This window comes from Photorhabdus aballayi (genome assembly GCF_026153155.1).
Taxonomy (GTDB): Bacteria; Pseudomonadota; Gammaproteobacteria; order Enterobacterales; family Enterobacteriaceae; genus Photorhabdus; species Photorhabdus luminescens.
The window spans coordinates 14740-34133 of sequence record NZ_JAPFCD010000004.1 but is presented as its reverse complement, the minus strand read 5'-3'; the positions used below and the strand labels follow the sequence as shown (position 1 = coordinate 34133).

Sequence of the window (19394 nt, the reverse complement as noted above, 5' to 3'; positions counted from 1 at the left end):
CGCAATATTGGCATATACGCCAATTAATTTACGGTTACAGTTGCCCCATCAATTCATCACCGGGAATACAGATATTCTGCGATCGCTAAAAATAGCGGCATATGAATTTCAGCTCGCTTTTCAATCTCAATTTAAGGAAAACGTCTCCATGAAAAATACATCTAAGGAATATCCTGCGGCATTATCTTCGTTAATGAAAACATCGTCTGGAGAAAAGCCCACCCTCGCTTTTGTTATTTTCCCAGGTATGACGCCACTTGATATGATTGGTCCCGCAACAGTTCTTGAGGTGGGAGAATGGTTAAATATTGAATATGTTTGGCGCGATTTACTTCCGGTGCGTACTGAGCTGGCACATATATCATTCTCGCCGAGCATTACTTTTGAGCAATTAGATAAAGTTGATATCTTATGTATTCCCGGTACAGGAAATCCTTATGCTGTGCTTTCCGAATTAGACATGCTTGATTGGATACATAAAGTGGGCAGTAAAGCATCTTGGGTCACCAGCGTGTGTACCGGATCTATCCTGTTAGGAGCCGCTGGTTTGCTAAAAGGGTATCAAGCAGCGACCCACTGGTCGATGACAGACGATCTCAACAAATTCGGTGCAATACCGGTTAATAAAAGAGTCGTTATCGATAGAAACCGGGTCACCGGGGGTGGAGTCACTGCCGGCATTGATTTCGGTTTAACATTGCTTGCTGAAATCAAAGGTGAAGAATATGCACAAGCAGTCCAACTAACGATGCAATATAGCCCAGAACCGCCGTTCAATAGCGGTATGCCAGAACTCGCCGGCAAAGAAATAACTAATGCCACGCTTCAAGCTATATTTTGCAATGTGGAACAACAGATGCCTAATTACAAAGAAATATTAATTAAAAGCGCCAAGAGAATATCAGATATCTACTGAATATATTTTCGTATTATGGCTCAATTCAACCTGTTTCAGCGTTCGCTTATTTACCAATAACAGAAATATTTTCTATTCTAAGAACGACTAATTCATAGGTGCATAAATCCAGATTTGTTTTTTTTAATTAAACGGTATAGGCAACCAATCCGGTTGCCGCTTCCAAGAGAAAATTTATCGGATTACGATGTTTCGAATATTCTATTTGAGGAATATTCTTTAATTATTCAAATACTATTTCAATTAAAAAGCTTAATACCCGACAGAAAAAGTATGATTTCACACTTATCCAAATAATATACCGCTTATATGTAAAGTTTTGCCCACTTATTTACACGAACTTTCATGCCGATTAAGGTATCAGCATAAGTCAATCGGCTATTTGTTCAAGCTTATTCTGGCTCAGCACGACGATTTTAATTATTGTTTCATGGTCAATATCAGCATCAATCATTGCATACACAGCTTTCACAAGCGCCAGTTTTCTACCTATCTGTAATCCTTCTCTATATCCTTCTTGGAACGCTTTCTGCTCCAGTTTTTGCGCTATTGTCACCAATTACCTCCTCATATTTCTAGGAGACGGTTCAGCTATTCGCCGAACAAGCCCCTCTTCTAACACAAATCTTTAAATACCGATTACGGCTCTCAGCACGAATCAGTGATATATTTGTTCAAGTTCGCTCTGGCTCAACCCTGTGGTTTTCATTATTGTTTCATTATCGATACCATTGTTCATCATTCTACAGGCGATTTCCAGAACCGCCTGTTTTTTACCTTTCTCTTCACCTTTTTTTTCACCTTTCTGTAATCCTTCTTGAAGCCCTTCTTCGCGTGCTTCTTGACATTTTTGAAGCCCTTCCTTAAGCCCTTCTTGATGTCCTTTATGTTGCAACTTCTGCGCTATTGTCATCAGTACCTCCTCATACTTCGGGAACTGTTCTGCCAGTTGCCGGATAAAACCTTCTGGATCGGCGGTATCTCCCACCAGTAATATGTAGTTTAGCATGCTTTTTAGCAGCTCATATGTATAATAATCATACGCAAACAACATGGTCAGCTCTTGCTGTAACTCCGCCATATCACGTTGCCGGATATGTTTTTGTACTATTTCCAGTAGTGCAACCCGTTTGTGCGTCAGGATTTCATCATCCGGGATTACCGTCACATCCACCAGCGGAAACGCGCTGGAATAGATCTCTTCCGCCAGAGCCGAAGCATCGAAGCAGTCGAACCAGTTGGTACTCCACGGATATGGCCGCACTTTTCCGTGATAGAACAACACCGGAATAACCAGCGGCAATTTTTCATGTCCCTGCTCCAGATACCACTGCATTGCTGAAATACTGTAACGCATCAGCCGGAACGCCATCATCTTATCCGGGGAACTCTGATGTTCAATTACACAATACACATAACTCTCACCCTGCGTAGTTTTTAGTGAATACAGAATGTCGGAATAATGTACCCGCAGATTGTCCTCAATAAATGACCCCGATTCCAGTTGCAGTGTATCAAGATCACAAACTGCCCGTAATGTGGCAGGTAAATGTATCTCTAGAAAATCTCTGGCGGTATCAATATGACTTAAAAACTTTTTAAAAATAGCATCATGTGGCGTCGGTGTATTTTTTCTTTTCATAAGAGGATAGTAGCATATTTTCTTTTATATTGAATGAATATTAAATAAATACCGTTTGCAGCTTGAATGCCGAAACGGTATTTCAGATAATAATTAATGCATTTCAGTTAAATAATTCAATAATAGAACATTTTAAAAATAACAATTAATTAGTCCAATCAAGACTAATTAATTGTTCTACGGAGCTAATTAACTATTTCCATTAATATGATCTTACAGCAGATTTTAATGCCTTAATATCCGAAGCACAGAGATAGGGTTTTAAAGCATTAAATTTCTCTTCTGACCAATCATATATTTTTAACGCAAGTAGCTCATTGATAATGTGCGGCTCAAAGCGATATTTAACTAATCTCGCAGGTGTTCCAGCGACAATACTATATGGCTCAACATCTTTAGTTACGACGCTATTAGCAGCAACGATAGCGCCTTCACCAATGGTGACGCCAGGCATAATCATTGAACGCATACCAAGCCACACACTATCATAAATATGTGTGTCACCTTTACCTACATATGCCTCTTCAATATATTCCATGAATGGATATAAACAGAACCAATCCGCTCTGTGTGTATTGTTTCCACCCATAAGAATGATAGTTTCAGCACCTATGCAAACATAATCGCCAATATACAATTTATCAATTGGCCATTTAGACTCCCATTGAAGACTGATTTTATCACCGTACAAATAGCGAACGACAGATTCTTCAAAACCGCCGCTCCAGCAATCGCTATAATAGCTATGAGTTCCTTTGATGACAATATTCGGATTAGTTACAGCTTCATGTAAAAATTGAATTTTTGACCAATGTTTTTCTTTCATGGTAAATAGTCTCTATTAATTATTCATTTACCATATACCCATTATCTTTCAAGTTGCCTCTTTGTTGGCTGCACTCGCTCACCCCGGTCACATCGTTATCTATGCTCCCGGGGATTCGCTCCCTTGCCGTCGCGAAGCATCTTGAAATCCATAGGGTATGGAATGCTTTCTATGGTGATGTATCCGCACTCAAAATACATCACTCCTAGCTGATTCGGGGTTGATTTAATAACGGGATTCTTTTCATATTAAACAACATATTTTCAATGTGAACGAGGTGAAAAGCATAGAACAAAACACTTAATATATTAATTTTAAACAAAAATATTTATTCTGTTTTTTATTCTATACACATTTCTATATATTTTTTTACTAAAAAACCTCAAAAATATCATTTTTCTGTTGTTATATTTTTCAATATGTGATCTATATCTCATATTTTCACAGCAGGTTAGTGTGCTATGTGCTAATCGTTTCAGGTAATACATAACCTCATTTATTCCTATGGCATTTTAAATGAAAAAAGCCGTGAAGTTTAAAAATGGTCGAATTAAGCAGCCATTTTAATCTCCGGGCTTTGTATAAATATTTATTATTTTCACGAAATATATCACAAATTAAAGCGTATTATTATTGCGGTTTATTGCGAATTCAGCGCTTAATAAGTTGACCGCGTTTATCAAAATAAGTACTAGGCCAGATTTCAAAGGGATGGATTTCAAGATAATTAACCCGAATTCTGTTTAAACCGTCACTGAAAAATCGTCTTTCGAATAGAAAACTTTCAGTGATGGCTTCTTCCATTTAAAACAATAAGCAATCAAACCGCCTAAAACGGTCAACATAAATCCTTTTATACTTCGGTGGCGAGAATTTGAGAAAAAGTTTTTAATTGCCCATTAAGAGGGAAAAATAACGTACAAACCATCTAAACGTCAAGGTATCTAGATGGTTGGTAAGTGGTTTATAATAGCTAGTAGTAGATCGACTGTTGTATATTAGCTCACACCTATATTTGTCCACCTACTCCCTTAAACTTCTCAACAAATGCAGCAATTTTCTGGAAAACAGCCTGTTTTTTCGTTCTGTATTCTGGGTTAAGTGGACTTAACTTAGGTAGAGTGGAATTGAGTTCTGTGCCGTTTTCACTTGCATATTCTCGTTTTAATGATGCCGTGATATAACGCTTAGCCGCATCTTCATTTAACTTTTCCGAGCTAATTAACTCTTCTGCTTCACGTTTTTGTTCAGCTTGAGCAAATTTGAAAAACTCATCAATAATACTGGCCTTGTCGATAATTTCGTCCAAGTTAGTTTGATTAATAAAATCAACAATTAAACTTTCTTTTGCTCGATTGCCAAGGCTGGAGCGAATTAAACGGCGAACTTCATCAATTAACTCTGCCTTATTTTTATTCTTTTTATTATTTTCAAAAATCAACTCAAGAATATAATCTAAATTAATTTCCTGCGATTTGAGCAAGTCCACTTCAAAGACGACATCATCCCAGTCAATAGTAGATTTATCTTTCTCGTTAGACGACTTTTCACGGCGTAACCAATCACGCGTATCATTATAGGTTGAGCGATAATCTTGAATAACACGCTCAGTTGGCATCTCAATCGCTTGCATCGCGGCGATATCTTCATCACTCAGGTAGTATTTAGCCTTAAATGCCTCAACAGCCTCCAGATTACTAATATCTACATGTTGTAGAGCCTTCAATCCTGCAAACTCATCATAGTTTTGCAGTACATTCTCCGCACGCAAATATTCACCAAATAGTTTGGCAAAGTCCTTTTTATCTTGCTCTTTAACAATATCATCAGGATTAGGAAAGCGTCTTTGTAGCTCTGTCACTACCTCTAAAAATCCTCGACGTGCTTCGCCGGTGACTAAATCAGTAAAGCCTTCCATGTATTCTTTATAGCTTTTTTCCAGCACCACGTTTTTGGTGTTCTTATCACCAAACAAAGTGATAGCGTCAACCGTAGCTTGTTCTAAATCACGGAAGGTGACGATATTGCCAAAGGTCTTCGTGGCGTCATAAATACGGTTAGTGCGTGAAAAAGCTTGCATTAGGCCGTGGTAACGCAGATTTTTATCGACAAATAAAGTATTCAATGTCGGCGCATCAAATCCTGTTAAGAACATGCCAACAACAATCAGTAAATCTACTTCTTGATTTTTCACTCGCTGAGCAAGGTCTTTATAGTAGTTTTGGAAACCTTTACTATCTACACCAAAATTCATTTTGAACGCTGCATTATAATCATCAATGACCGCGCTTAAAAATTCTTTGGCACTGCTGTCCATTGCGGTGAGTTCAAAACTTTCATCAATAATCTCACCAATAGCATCTTGCTCTTCATTAGCGGCGAAAGAGAAGATAGTGGCGACATTAAGCGGTTTTTTATTTGCTTTATTTCCTTCGGTCTCTTTTTGTAAATGCTTGAACGCTTCATAATAAGCTTTGGCGGCATCCACGCTACTGACAGCAAACATGGCATTAAAGCCTTTTCCGCCGGCTTGGAGACGATGTGTTTTTTGCCTGAAGCTATTTAAAATATACTGGGAAATTGCACGAATACGAACGGGATGTAAAAAAGCTTGCTTGTTTTCTGCCGCTGTTAACTTTTTCTCGTCTTGTTCGGTTTCAATGGACTTAAACTGTGGTCTTACATCGTTATAATCAACTTTAAACTTCAATACTTTTTCATCACGAATGGCATCGGTAATCACATACGAATGTAATTCTCGGCCAAATACACTACTGGTGGTGTCTGCTCCTAAAGCATTTTGCGGGAAAATTGGCGTGCCTGTAAAACCAAATTGATAATACTTTTTAAATTTCTTCTTTAGGTTTTTTTGTGCTTCACCAAACTGGCTGCGATGTGCCTCATCAAAAATAAATACTACTTGCTTATTGTATATTGGTAAATCGCTTTCACTTTTTATTAAGTTATTAAATTTTTGAATGGTAGTAACAATAATTTTATTGTCATCTTTTTCAATATTCCGTTTTAGCCCTGCGGTACTCTCCGAACCATTAACGCTGTCAGGCGAAAAACGTTGATATTCTTTCATGGTCTGGTAATCCAGATCTTTACGATCGACCACAAAAAACACCTTATCGATAAAATCCAACTCAGTAGCCAAACGCGCCGCTTTGAAACTAGTTAAAGTCTTGCCCGACCCCGTGGTATGCCAAATGTAGCCACCACTTTCAGTATTACTCCAATTTTTGGCCTGATACGCACTTTTAATTTTCCACAAAATACGTTCAGTAGCCGCTATTTGATAAGGACGCATCACTAATAAAGTATTGCTAACATCAAATACAGAATAATGAATTAACACATTCAGCAAGGTATTTTTCTGAAAAAACGTAGCTGTGAAATCTTTTAGGTCTTTAATCAGGGTATTATCAGATTTGGCCCAATTCATGGTGAAATCAAAACTATTTTTATCACGCTTGGTAGTATTGGCAAAATAGCGCGTGTCTGTACCGTTTGAAATCACAAAAAGCTGTAAGTATTTAAACAATGAGTTTTCTGTATTAAAGCTTTCTTTACTATAACGATGCACTTGGTTAAAGGCTTCACGGATAGCAACTCCGCGCTTTTTAAGTTCAACTTGTACCAATGGCAAGCCATTAACCAAAATTGTTACATCGTATCGATTCGCTTGCGCCCCTTTTTGCTTGAATTGCTTAATGACTTGTACTTTATTACGGGCAATGTTTTTCTTATCGACTAGATAGATGTTCTCAATATGTCCATCATCAAAAACAAAGTCGTAGATATAATCGTTATGAATCTTACGAGTTTTATCTATGTTGTTATCGTTGGGCTTATCTAAGTACTGTTCAACAAAGCGTTGCCACTCACTTTCTGAAAAATTAACATTATTCAGTACCTGTAAATGCTCCCGCACATTAGCCAGCATGTTTTGGGGCGTGTTTAAGCCAGTGACATATTCATAGCCTTGGTTGACTAAATCGTCGATCAATTCCCGTTCTAAATCACCTTCGCTTTGGTAGGTTTCATTTAGCTGCAATTCCTTGGTGTATTTATCCAGTACGATAAAGTTATTTGATTCAGCAATAGTTTTGTATTCGTTCATACTTCACCTATAAATTCGATTCACTCTAATTTTCTGCCTGTTGGAAGCGGTACATAGTGTTAATTTCATTAACCAGATAGCGCAAAACACGCTTGTCATCTTCTGTAAGCTCAGCGACCTCTTCACCTGCATGTTTTGAATGACTAGAGATATTAATAATCCTAGCCTCATAAGGATTGGGCCTGCCATCATCGGTTTTTGGCAATAAATCACCCCACTTTTTATAGCCAAGAAAAGTAGAGGTTTTTTCTAATATATTTCTTAAAAAGTTGAAGTGATACTTGCTCAACTGACCGTTTTCAATGGCTTTTTCGAGTTCTGACTTCAGATAAAGATGATATGAAAATGGTGAATCATTAGGTTGGATTGCTAGCTGATATGTACCGTCCTCATGCTTTGTCAGCCTGTATTTCTCAAACCATTTCTTTTTATAGCTTTTATCATCACTGTTTAGCTCATTGTGTAGCACGTTATAGAAAAGAGGGTTATGCGTCGTGATGATGAATTTAACGGTAGATTCGTTGGATTTAATAAGTTGAGCAAGATGTACTGCCAACTCAATCAAATGGTTTTCATCTAACGAGCTAACAGGATCATCAATAAAGACATATTGCAGTTGATTAAACTGATCTGTTTCTCGCTCACCGGGTTCAGCAATATTCAGCACGCTGATTACTTGCTCAATCAGTGTGTAAAATATGCTCCAGATAAAGTTGCTTTCTTCACCTTTTGATATTTTAACATTTTCAGTTGGTGCTTCATTGCCACGTTCGAAAGAAAATGTAACTTCCGAACCATTTTCACTAAAATGTGGAGTTAATTTTTCATCCGTATAGCGTTGGAAGTTAGCAATGATATTTCGGTCTTGCCCCTGATCTTTCAGCACCCAATCTGTAAATGAATTCGGCTGGATTTTGAGTCTAGGTTCGGTATTCTCAGATAAGTCGTTATCCCAGTAAAACAAGTCTTCGGTAAAGGCGTTGTAATACAAAAAATTAGTACGCGTCAATGATAGTTCTTCATTGTTGCTACTTTCATCATTATCATTTTTAGGAGCAACAAGCTGTTTAAATTCCCGCGAAAGCCGGGTTTTACCTGTACCATTAAAGGCATAGATCAACTGCACTTTCTTGTTGGCATCTTTTAGCTGCTGGGCTATTCCCGTTAGCGTTTTGCTCATATCATGCCTCTACCTCTGGCTTAGGGAAATTCAACAGCAGATCGCGATAATATTCGTATTGTTTTTGGCGTAGTTCAATTTCTCGTGGCAAACCTTCGCTAATGGAGTTAATTAAAGCATCGAATTTATCTAGGATACCGACAATACGTTCTTGTTCCGCAAGCGATTTGACAGGGTCTTCCGGATAAGGAATGGGAATTGGATAATTCTTGATAATTCCTGCATTTAGATCAGAACGAGCGCCCTGCCCAAGTGCTTTAAGTTTATCGTATTCATTGCACACCCAATGAAATACATATCTGTAATTTGCACATTCTGGATTAATTTCTAAATTACAACAGTGCTGATTGGTAGTAAGCGGAATTTTGTTTATGGCGGAGCGTGCGGCAGTAGCTCCTGAAATTGCCACTATTACACAATTAGCTGGAATCCATTTTGCTGATGAGTTTTTTACAGCAAGCTCAGTAATTTTTATATCTGTATCAAGGACTTCGTTGAAGCAAACTTCTTGCGTACGTAACCAAGGGATATCGCCATCATAAAAATCTTCCCTAGTTGATAAAGGAGTTCCACCAGAAGAAACTTTTGTCGATATATCCCTCAAAGTCTTCCACTCCACCTCACCCTCTTCAAAACTTAACAATTGGTCGCGATAGTAGTTGTATTGTTTTTTGCGTACGGTAAGTTCAGCGGTAAGTTCAGCGGTAAGCTCAGCGGTAAGCTCGGTAAAGGTGTCCAAAATGCGGACGATTTCGGTTTGAATGTCGAGGGGTGGGATGGGGATTTTCTTGTTTGAAAAATTGCTAATCCATTGACGTTTGTGATCACCGTCAACTAATTCACTAGGCAATGTATTCAACCAATAATAAATGTATTTAGATAGGGACTTAAACTCATCTGCTGATGAAATCATTTTCATTGCTGATGATTTGGCTTTAAAATCAAAATCAACCCACTTATTTGCCGTTGTAAAATCATCAAAAATAATAACAGGAGTTTCTGACGCTTTATAAATACCATCCGTTTCATCTGTATATCCAAGGATAAAAGTCTTACCTGCTGTTAATACTGGAATTTCAAAGTCGTCACTGTAGTTAGTTGATTTAACAAGATATTTTGCCGGTTGTTCATATTTCGTTACCATACCCAAGGCCATCCATTCCACCTCAACGCCTTCAAGCATTTTTTCCATAAAGCTCAAATTGCTCATGCCTCAATCTCCACGCCTTCAATTTCTGCCACAATGGCATCAATATCCGCTCGCAGCTGGTCGATTTTTTTAACAGTGATCTTTAATTCAGCATTGATTTTTGTAATATCAATTATTTCGCGGTTATCTTTAACTTCGACATAACTACTCACCGACAGGTTGTAATCGTTAGCAGCGATGGCTTCAAAACTGACCGATTTAGCAAAATGCTCAACATCATCTTTGCTATCAAATACCTGCATGATTTGTTCGATATGGCTATCTGTAAGTACGTTGTTATTGGTTTCTTTTTTAAACAAAGTGCTGGCATTAATAAACTGGGTTTTGGTATCAATTTTGTGTTTAGACAGCACAAGAATATTTACAGCAATGGTCGTGCCAAAAAATAGGTTAGGAGCTAATGAGATCACGGTTTCAACATAGTTGTTATCTACCAAATATTGGCGGATCTTTTGCTCAGCTCCACCACGGTAAAAAATACCCGGGAAGCAAACAATTGCCGCGCGGCCTTTACTAGATAAGTAACTCAATGCGTGCAGTACAAAGGCAAAGTCGGCTTTAGACTTCGGAGCTAGTACACCAGCGGGAGCAAAGCGTTCATCGTTGATTAGCGTTGGATCATCACTGCCAATCCATTTCACCGAATACGGTGGATTAGAGACGATAGCATCGAATGGTTTGTCATCACCAAAATGCGGTTCGGTTAAGGTGTTGCCCAACATAATATTAAACTTGTCGTAGTTAATGTTGTGTAAAAACATATTCATACGCGCAAGGTTATAGGTGGTATGGTTAATCTCCTGACCAAAGAAACCGTCTTCAATAATGTGGGCATCGAAGTGTTTTTTGGCTTGTAATAGCAGTGATCCAGAACCTGCGGCTGGATCATATATTTTATTCACGCTGGTTTGCCCATGCATAGCGAGCTGAGCGATTAGCCTAGAAACGTGTTGTGGTGTAAAAAATTCACCGCCTGATTTACCTGCATTAGCAGCGTAGTTAGAGATTAAAAACTCGTAAGCATCACCAAACAGATCGATCTTGTTATTTTCAAACTGACCAAATTGAAGCCCTTCCACGCCTTTCAAGACTGCGGCTAAACGGGTGTTTTTATCTTTAACGGTATTACCTAAACGGTTACTGGTGGTGTCAAAATCGGCAAAAAGACCCTTAATCTCGGCTTCAGATGGGTAGCCGTTGGCTGAGCTTTCAATAGCAACGAAAATGCTATTTAAGTCTTTGTTTAAATTGTCATTTTTATTAGCATTTGCGGCAATATTAACAAACAGTTGGCTTGGGTAAATAAAATAGCCTTTGGTTTTAATAGCATCATCTTTAATATCGTCAGTGATAATATCATCTGAAAGCTCAGCATAGTTGATACTCTCATCACCGCCTTCAATGTAGCTTGCAAAGTTTTCACTTATAAAACGATAAAACAGCGTACCTAGTACATACTGTTTGAAATCCCAGCCATCCACCGAACCTCTCACATCGTTAGCAATTTGCCAGATTTGACGCTGTAGTTCGGCGCGTTGTTGGGTACTTGTCATTGTGAAACTCCACTTTTAATACGTTTGTGAATGGCCATCGGCCCATAATCATCCCAGTATTATAACGAGTAAAGACGTTCTAATCATTTTGAATCGCGACAAGTTTAGTCGTCATCTCTGGGTCATTTTGGGCTGCTTCCAACACTGATAGGCAATCCTGTCCTATATTTTGCTCATAGCAACTTGATGTAGCAGACTAATTTTGGTTTGCTTAAGGCGAGAAACTGACACGCTGCGTTTGCCTTCTCCGAGTTACCGGGCTAATACATTAACCCGGTAACTCGGAAAGCTGAAAAGCACCCGCCAGAGAAAACCTTTTGCTTATCCCTCCCTTATAAAAGAATTAGTGATAAAACTGTTCATCTATTCACTTTTAAATATTTTTATTTAAATTCATATTGTTAAGTTGTGATAATCTGAAATCAAACTCATCATTACCCTTCAACCAACCTATTGAGCATGGTTATATGTGCCTCGGATGCTGTTTTTATCAACATGAGCAAGTTGGGTTTTCCACCAAACCGATAACGAAAGCTCCAGCCTTTTGCTCCATTTGGTTCGATAAGCATTGATAACCCATTTCCATCATTTAGCGTATAAGATTTCTCTTTCGGTTTAGAGCGTCGTATTTCAATATCTGTCAGTAGCAATGTATATAGCTCCGTTGAAATGAGAATGTTCTATACCCTATGAATTTCAAGATGCATCGCGACGGCAAGGGAGCGAATCCCCGGGAGCATAGATAACTATGTGACTGGGGTGAGTGAGCGCAGCCAACAAAGAGGCAACTTGAAAGATAACGGGTATATACACAATTCAGCATAGGTTTAGGAAGACGGTACTAGACTAAGGGATACTAACATCAGCATAAAATGCTTGATTTTACTGGGTTTGGTGGACTTTTGTAGACGTTGGGAGAAGTGTTCTTGGAGCGAGCGAAGGGAATCGAACCCTCGTATAGAGCTTGGGAAGCTCTCGTTCTGCCATTGAACTACGCTCGCTTAGGGATAACATAAATTATTATAGCGGCTTCGTTGGCATCAGCAAGCCATTATTTGTTTTAAGTTGTCTATATTTCAGGCAGTTAAAAATAAAAACTCCCCTGATAGCTATGCCATAGGGGAGTTGGAATTTAATTCAAACGGTTATTTCTGCGGGCGCATTGCCGGGAACAGAATGACATCACGGATAGTATGGCTATCTGTCAACAACATAATCATACGGTCAATACCAATACCCAAACCGGCTGTTGGCGGCATACCGTGTTCCAAAGCCGTGACATAATCTTCATCGTAGAACATGGCTTCGTCATCACCTTCGTCTTTCTGGCGAACTTGCTCAGCAAAACGTTCAGCCTGATCTTCGGCATCGTTCAATTCTGAGAAGCCGTTACCGATCTCACGTCCACCAATAAAGAATTCAAAACGGTCGGTGATAAACGGATTTTCATCATTACGACGCGCTAACGGAGAAACTTCTGCCGGATATTCAGTGATAAATGTGGGTTGAATTAGGTGACTTTCAGCCGTTTCTTCAAAGATTTCACACTGAACACGACCAAGACCCCAACCCTTTTCCACCTCAATACCAAGAGATTCAGCGATAGCCACTGCCTTATCCATATCATCCAAATCAGCTATGTTGGTTGCAGGACGATATTTGCAAATGGCCTCTTTCATGGTCATTTGAGCAAATGGTTTACCGAAATCAAATTCCTGCTCGCCATATTTAACCAGGGTATTCCCCAAAATATTCTGCGTCAGCGTGCGGAACAGTTCTTCTGTCAAGGTAATCAGATCTTTGTAATCCGCATAAGCCATGTAGAGTTCCATCATGGTGAACTCAGGGTTATGACGCGGAGATACGCCTTCGTTACGGAAGTTGCGGTTAATTTCAAATACCCGTTCAAAACCACCAACAACCAGACGTTTCAGGTAAAGTTCCGGCGCAATACGCAGATACATATCAATATCCAGCGCATTGTGGTGAGTAATAAATGGACGTGCCGCCGCACCACCAGGGATAACCTGCATCATTGGCGTTTCCACTTCCATAAAACCTTTACTGACCATAAAGCTACGCAGGGCCGATAAGACTTGAGAGCGAATTTGGAAAGTTTTGCGCGATTCATCATTGGCGATCAGATCCAGATAACGCTGGCGATAACGAGTTTCCTGATCAGCCAAGCCGTGGAATTTATCCGGCAATGGACGCAGCGCTTTTGTCAGCAGACGCAATTCAGTACAGTGAATGGAAAGTTCACCGGTTTTGGTTTTAAACAGTTTGCCGCGAGCCCCCAGAATATCTCCCAGATCCCATTTTTTAAACTGTTCGTTATAAATGCCTTCCGGCAGATCGTCACGAGCAACATATAACTGAATACGACCGCCCATATCCTGTAGCGTTACGAAAGAAGCCTTACCCATGATGCGACGCGTCATCATACGACCACCAACCGTCACTTCAATATTCAGCGCTTCCAACTCTTCCTGAGTTTTGTCGTCGTATTTCGCGTGTAAATCTTCTGAGATGTTTTCACGACGGAAATCATTCGGGAATGCAATTCCATTCTCCCGTAAAGCAGCAAGTTTTTCGCGGCGAGTTTGCAATTCATTATTTAAATCAGGAGCCTGTTCCGCCCCCTGTTGTTGTTGTGACATTTTAGTTCCTCATAAGCCAGCTTTAAGGCTTGCTTCAATGAATTTATCTAGATCACCATCCAGCACCGCTTGTGTATTACGCGTTTCAACGCCAGTGCGCAAGTCTTTGATGCGTGAGTCATCCAGAACATAAGAGCGAATTTGACTACCCCAACCAATATCGGATTTATTCTCTTCCATTTCCTGTTTATTAGCGTTCTTTTTCTGCATCTCCAGTTCATACAGCTTCGCTTTTAGCTGTTTCATCGCCTGGTCTTTGTTTTTATGCTGAGAACGATCATTCTGACACTGAGTCACAATGTTGGTTGGAATATGGGTAATACGCACCGCAGATTCTGTTTTGTTAACATGCTGACCACCCGCGCCAGACGCGCGATAAACATCAATACGTAAGTCTGCCGGATTAATTTCAATATCAATATCATCATCCACTTCGGGATAGATGAAAGCAGAACTAAATGAAGTATGACGACGACCGCCAGAATCAAATGGGCTTTTACGTACCAAACGGTGAACACCGGTTTCAGTACGCAACCAACCATAAGCATAATCACCCATGATCTTAATGGTCGCTGATTTCAGGCCAGCAACTTCACCATCTGATTCTTCAATGATTTCAGTTTTAAAGCCTTTGGATTCAGCCCAACGCAGATACATACGCATCAGCATGCTTGCCCAATCTTGAGCCTCAGTACCACCAGAGCCTGCCTGCAAGTCAAGATAACAGTCAGCACTGTCGTACTCGCCAGAAAACATGCGGCGAAATTCTAATTGACCCAATTTTTCTTCAAGCTGTTCCAGCTCTACCACAGCTTCATTAAAGGTCTCTTCATCGTCAGCTTCTACTGCCAGTTCCAGTAAGCCCTGTACATCTTCAAGACCCTGCTCAAGCTGATCAATGGTTTCAACAATCTCTTCTAATGAGGAGCGTTCTTTACCTAAAGCCTGTGCCCGCTCCGGTTCACTCCAAACATCAGGCTGTTCCAATTCAGCATTAACTTCTTCTAAACGCTCTTTTTTGACATCGTAGTCAAAGATACCCCCTCAGAACCGTTGTCCGCTCAGACAGGTCCTGAATGTGGTTTTTTACCGGATTAATTTCAAACATATTTTCGTGTCTTACGTTGTGTAGTCGTAGATAAATGGATAATTTTCGAACCGCGTATTGTAGCGGATTCGGCACAGGGTTTATAGCACTTCAATAGATTTGTCACGCATTCATAAAGAGTACGTGACAGTGACTGACTATCTGCTCATCAAACTGTCAATAAGGCCAGAGATGCTGGATCAAAAGCTGTACATTTCGGTTGCCACGAAACTCATTAACATCCAGTTTATAGGCAAGTTCCACTTCGCGGACACTGTTGTCCGGCCAGCGAGTAGGATCGATATTGAACGCGATACCGTCCAGCATCGGGCCACCGTTTAATGGCTCCACTATCACCTTTAAATGACGTTCTCCAACAATGCGCTGTTGCAGTAGCTTGAATTTGCCGTCAAAAACCGGTTCCGGGAATGCCTGCCCCCAAGGACCGCTATCACGCAACATTTCTGCAATATCCAATGACAGTTCATTATTCGTTAATTCACCATCACTCCAGATAACACCTTCAAGTTGCGAAATATCTAACCAATCCGCCATTAACGCAGAAAAGTAATGCTGGAATCGTTCAAATTTATCCTGTTCAAGTGATAAACCGGCCGCCATCGCATGACCGCCAAACTTAAGTATCAACCCCGGATGCAAAGTATCAAGCCGCTCAAGGGCATCACGCATATGTAACCCCTGCACTGAACGACCAGAACCTTTCAAAATACCGTCCCCCGCCGGGGCAAAAGCGATAACCGGCCGATGAAAACGTTCTTTAATTCGGGAAGCCAGAATTCCGACTACCCCTTGATGCCATTCTGGATGGTAAAGCGCTAGCCCATAAGGCAACTCAGTGCTGGTACGTTCAAGTTTGTCACAGATTTGCAGTGCTTCTTGTTGCATTCCCTGCTCTATTTCACGACGCGTCTGGTTAAGACCGTCGAGTTCGCAAGCTATCTGACGCGCCTTTGCCATATCGTCAGTGAGCAATAAAGTGACGCCAATGGACATATCATCAAGGCGACCAGCGGCATTCAGTCTTGGCCCCAGAAAAAAACCCAAATCACTGGCTGTCAGCTTATAAGCATCACGCTTGGAAACTTCCAGTAATGCACGTATCCCCGCGCAACAACGCCCTGCACGAATACGATTCAAGCCCTGATAAACTAAAATCCGGTTATTAGTATCCAAAGGCACAACATCGGCAACGGTTCCTAACGCAACCAAATCCAACATTTCCGCCAGATTCGGCAGCGCGATTCCTTGCTTTTCAAACCACTGCTCTTTTCTCAGCGCCGCCCTTAAAGCAGACATCAGATAAAATGTGACGCCAACCCCGGCAAGTGATTTAGACGGAAACGAGCAATCGGACAAATTGGGATTAATAATGGCATCAGCGGCTGGCAAAACATCGCCCGGCAAGTGATGATCCGTGACAATCACTTTCATATGGCGCTGATGGGCAGCCGCAACCCCTTCATGGGAAGAGATACCATTATCCACGGTAATAATCAGGTCAGCGCCTTTTTTGACGACCTCTTCCACCACCTGTGAACTTAAACCATAACCATCTTCAAAACGATTTGGCACCAGATAATCCAGATGGCGATATCCCATTGAACGTAATGAGCGGATCGCCAATGCCGTACTGGTCGCCCCATCAGCATCAAAATCACCGACAATAACGATACGCCAGTGTTCATGAAGCGCAGCTAACAAAAGCGCCACCGCCTGTTCCACGCCACTCAAATGCTGGTAATTCAATAACCCTTGAACGCCACGTTCCAATTCATTCGCTTGCTGGATACCACGAATGGCATATAAACGACGCAGTAATGGATGAATCTGTTGTGGAAGATGGCTGTCATACACCGCCGGACGACGGCGAAGTTGTGTTTCAATATTCACTAAACTTATTTACCACGTTGCGCCAGTGCTGCTGCCAAAGCCTCTGGCGGCATATATCCACCTAACAGGCTGCCATCATTAAGGACAATCGCCGGCGTTCCCTGCACGCCAAACTGGAGACCCAGTTTGTAATGGTTAGCAATATCCACCTTACAACCCTTAATTGGCGAAACATCATCATTTTTAAACGCAGCATCCAGTGATTTCTGTGGTGTTGCGCTGCACCAGATAGATTGCATATCTTTAGCAGATTGGTGCTGCATACCCTGACGAGGAAATGCCAGATAGCGCACAGTAATGCCAAGCTTATTATACTCTTTCATGCTTTCATGCAATTTATGGCAGTAACCACAGGTAATATCCGTGAAAACGGTAACCACATGCTTCTCTTCCGGTGCTTTGTAGATGATCATTTGATCTTTCATTGCTTCCAGTTTTTTCATCAACAATTGATTACTGACATTCACAGGAGAGCTACCACTGACATCATAGATTGGCCCTTGCAATAAATATTTCCCATCATCAGATAGATAAATGATCCCTTGCTCGGTCACTACCGTATTTAAACCAACAATCGGCGATGGCTGGATGTTTTCTGCTTTTATTCCTAGTTTCTGCATTGTTCTATGGACAGCATCATCCTCAGCAAGCGCATTTCCGCTAAACCAGGCCAGCAAAAGAGGGAAACATAACACGCTTTTTTTCATTTTCGGTTCCTTTAAATCCATGCTCACCCACGCGGATGATGTTGTTGATGTAGCAATTTGAGCCGTTCTGTTGCTACATGAGTATATATTTGTGTTGTAGATAGGTCACTATGCCCTAATAACATCTGCACAACGCGTAAATCCGCGCCATGATTAAGCAAATGTGTGGCAAATGCATGACGCAAAACATGGGGAGATAACCGTTCAGCGTCGATTCCAGCCAGCAGCGCATAATGTTTAATACGATGCCAGAATGTCTGTCGGGTCATTTGTCGCCTCCGGTTGCTAGGAAAAAGGACATCCAGCGTTGCTCCATTCAGCAACCCGGCTCTCCCATATTCCAGATAATGCTCTAACCAGTAAATCGCTTCTTCCCCTAAAGGCACCAATCGTTCTTTATTCCCTTTACCAATTACTCTCACCACGCCCTGACGCAAACTGACATCAGAAAGTGTCAATCCCACCAACTCAGATACCCGTAAACCACAGGCATAAAGCACTTCAAGCATTGCTTTATCCCTTAGCTCCACGGGTTGATCTATACAGGGTGCATTAAGTAGATCTTCTACCTGCTTTTCACTCAAATCTTTGGGCAATCGCTTTGGTAATTTCGGTGCAGACAAAAGTGCTGTCGGATCATCTTCCCGCATTTTTTCCCGATAAAAATAGAGAAACAACTGGCGCATAGCACTGAGTAAACGCGCCGAACTACTGGCTTTATACCCTCCATCCACGCGTTCTGCCAGAAAAGAGTGTAAATCTATCGTCTGGACAGATAATAAATTATGACCATGATGTATCAACCAGTTATCCAGCGCCTGCAAATCCAACCGGTAAGAAGCCAGCGTATTTTCCGCAAGATCATGTTCCAACCAGATAGCATCAAGAAATTGTTCTATCAGTGGATTAGTCAACTGAGTTGGTTGTTTTGACACGAAACGCTTTCCTTAAATCTGCACATCTCTGCTGGCTATTATGCCTGAAAAAGCAATTCTTCTGTTACAATGCCAATCCAGATATTCAAAAACCATAATGATTAATGATGAAAATTGGTCTTTTTTACGGCTCCAGCACCTGCTACACCGAGATGGTAGCAGAGAAAATTCGCGATATCCTCGGTGAGGATTTAGTTGATCTCCACAATATCAAAGAAACAGCCCCTGAATTAATGGAACAGTACTCTGTACTGATTCTTGGCATTCCAACCTGGGATTTTGGCGAATTACAGGAAGATTGGCTGGCTATTTGGGATCAAATCCCTTCCCTCGATTTACAGGGGAAAATTGTCGCTATATATGGTATGGGCGATCAAATTGATTATGGCGATTGGTTCCTTGACGCTCTCGGTATGCTATATCACCATTTACGCCCTTCCGGCGTACATTTCATTGGCTTCTGGCCGACTGAAGGTTATGAATTTACCAGCCCGAAACCATTAACAGATAATGGCTCACAATTTGTCGGGCTGGCGTTAGATGACGTAAACCAGTATGAACAAACTGATGATCGTTTATCGCAATGGTGTATGCAAATCCTGCAAGAAATGGAGCCTCTGCTTTAAATCAGAAAAATTTCA

14 protein-coding genes, 1 tRNA gene and 2 pseudogenes are annotated in these 19394 nt (G+C 40.8%); 2 read left to right on the top strand and 15 right to left on the bottom strand.

What is annotated here, in order from left to right; all coding sequences use genetic code 11:
* Nucleotides 1-148: 148 nt before the first annotated feature.
* On the top strand, nt 149-916 hold the full coding sequence (locus OO184_RS03380; protein WP_265377972.1) for a DJ-1/PfpI family protein: 768 nt from the start codon (nt 149-151) through the stop codon (nt 914-916).
* Between the two features lie 370 nt (nt 917-1286).
* Here OO184_RS03380 and OO184_RS03375 read toward each other — a convergent pair whose 3' ends face one another.
* The 15 genes and pseudogenes from OO184_RS03375 to xerD form a co-directional block, all read right to left on the bottom strand.
* A complete protein-coding gene (locus OO184_RS03375) occupies nt 1287-1472 on the bottom strand; it encodes an RpnC/YadD family protein (RefSeq protein ID WP_265377971.1) in 186 nt (61 codons plus the stop codon).
* A gap of 102 nt (nt 1473-1574) precedes the next feature.
* Nucleotides 1575-2558, bottom strand: coding sequence for an Rpn family recombination-promoting nuclease/putative transposase (locus OO184_RS03370; RefSeq protein ID WP_265377970.1), 984 nt, complete (start codon nt 2556-2558; stop codon nt 1575-1577).
* Between the two features lie 202 nt (nt 2559-2760).
* Nucleotides 2761-3384 (bottom strand): CatB-related O-acetyltransferase, encoded by a 624-nt coding sequence (locus OO184_RS03365; RefSeq protein WP_265377969.1) that lies wholly within the window; start codon nt 3382-3384, stop codon nt 2761-2763.
* A 743-nt stretch (nt 3385-4127) separates the two neighbouring features.
* Nucleotides 4128-4288, bottom strand: a pseudogene (locus OO184_RS03355) (IS982 family transposase); the annotation flags it as partial.
* A gap of 105 nt (nt 4289-4393) precedes the next feature.
* Nucleotides 4394-7510: a type I restriction endonuclease subunit R gene (locus tag OO184_RS03350; RefSeq protein ID WP_265377968.1), complete on the bottom strand. Its 3117-nt coding sequence runs from the start codon at nt 7508-7510 to the stop codon at nt 4394-4396.
* A gap of 25 nt (nt 7511-7535) precedes the next feature.
* Nucleotides 7536-8690, bottom strand: coding sequence for an AAA family ATPase (locus tag OO184_RS03345; protein ID WP_265377967.1), 1155 nt, complete (start codon nt 8688-8690; stop codon nt 7536-7538).
* A gap of 1 nt (nt 8691) precedes the next feature.
* Nucleotides 8692-9900, bottom strand: a complete 1209-nt coding sequence (locus OO184_RS03340; protein ID WP_265377966.1) for a restriction endonuclease subunit S — start codon at nt 9898-9900, stop codon at nt 8692-8694.
* Complete coding sequence (locus OO184_RS03335) at nt 9897-11453, bottom strand: type I restriction-modification system subunit M (RefSeq protein WP_265377965.1); 1557 nt, start codon at nt 11451-11453, stop codon at nt 9897-9899. Before OO184_RS03335 ends, OO184_RS03340 begins: the two co-directional genes overlap by 4 nt.
* A 491-nt stretch (nt 11454-11944) precedes the next feature.
* Nucleotides 11945-12103, bottom strand: a pseudogene (locus tag OO184_RS03330) (Arm DNA-binding domain-containing protein); the annotation flags it as partial.
* Nucleotides 12104-12380: 277 nt separating this feature from the next.
* A tRNA-Gly gene (locus OO184_RS03325) sits at nt 12381-12454 on the bottom strand.
* A gap of 144 nt (nt 12455-12598) precedes the next feature.
* Nucleotides 12599-14113: a lysine--tRNA ligase gene (gene lysS / locus OO184_RS03320; RefSeq protein ID WP_265377964.1), complete on the bottom strand. Its 1515-nt coding sequence runs from the start codon at nt 14111-14113 to the stop codon at nt 12599-12601.
* A gap of 9 nt (nt 14114-14122) precedes the next feature.
* A protein-coding gene (gene prfB / locus OO184_RS03315) for a peptide chain release factor 2 (protein WP_139656658.1) occupies nt 14123-15221 on the bottom strand; the annotation gives its coding sequence in 2 pieces (ribosomal slippage) (nt 14123-15145 and nt 15147-15221; 1098 coding nt in all).
* Nucleotides 15222-15377: 156 nt separating this feature from the next.
* Complete coding sequence (gene recJ / locus OO184_RS03310) at nt 15378-17111, bottom strand: single-stranded-DNA-specific exonuclease RecJ (protein ID WP_265377963.1); 1734 nt, start codon at nt 17109-17111, stop codon at nt 15378-15380.
* 5 nt (nt 17112-17116) lie between these two features.
* A complete protein-coding gene (gene dsbC, locus OO184_RS03305; protein ID WP_132345406.1) occupies nt 17117-17818 on the bottom strand; it encodes a bifunctional protein-disulfide isomerase/oxidoreductase DsbC in 702 nt (233 codons plus the stop codon).
* Nucleotides 17819-17841: 23 nt separating this feature from the next.
* Nucleotides 17842-18753, bottom strand: coding sequence for a site-specific tyrosine recombinase XerD (gene xerD, locus OO184_RS03300; RefSeq protein ID WP_265377962.1), 912 nt, complete (start codon nt 18751-18753; stop codon nt 17842-17844).
* A 107-nt stretch (nt 18754-18860) separates the two neighbouring features.
* Here xerD and fldB point away from each other — a divergent pair, with 107 nt between their 5' ends.
* Complete coding sequence (gene fldB, locus OO184_RS03295) at nt 18861-19379, top strand: flavodoxin FldB (RefSeq protein ID WP_132345402.1); 519 nt, start codon at nt 18861-18863, stop codon at nt 19377-19379.
* Nucleotides 19380-19394 lie beyond the last annotated feature (15 nt).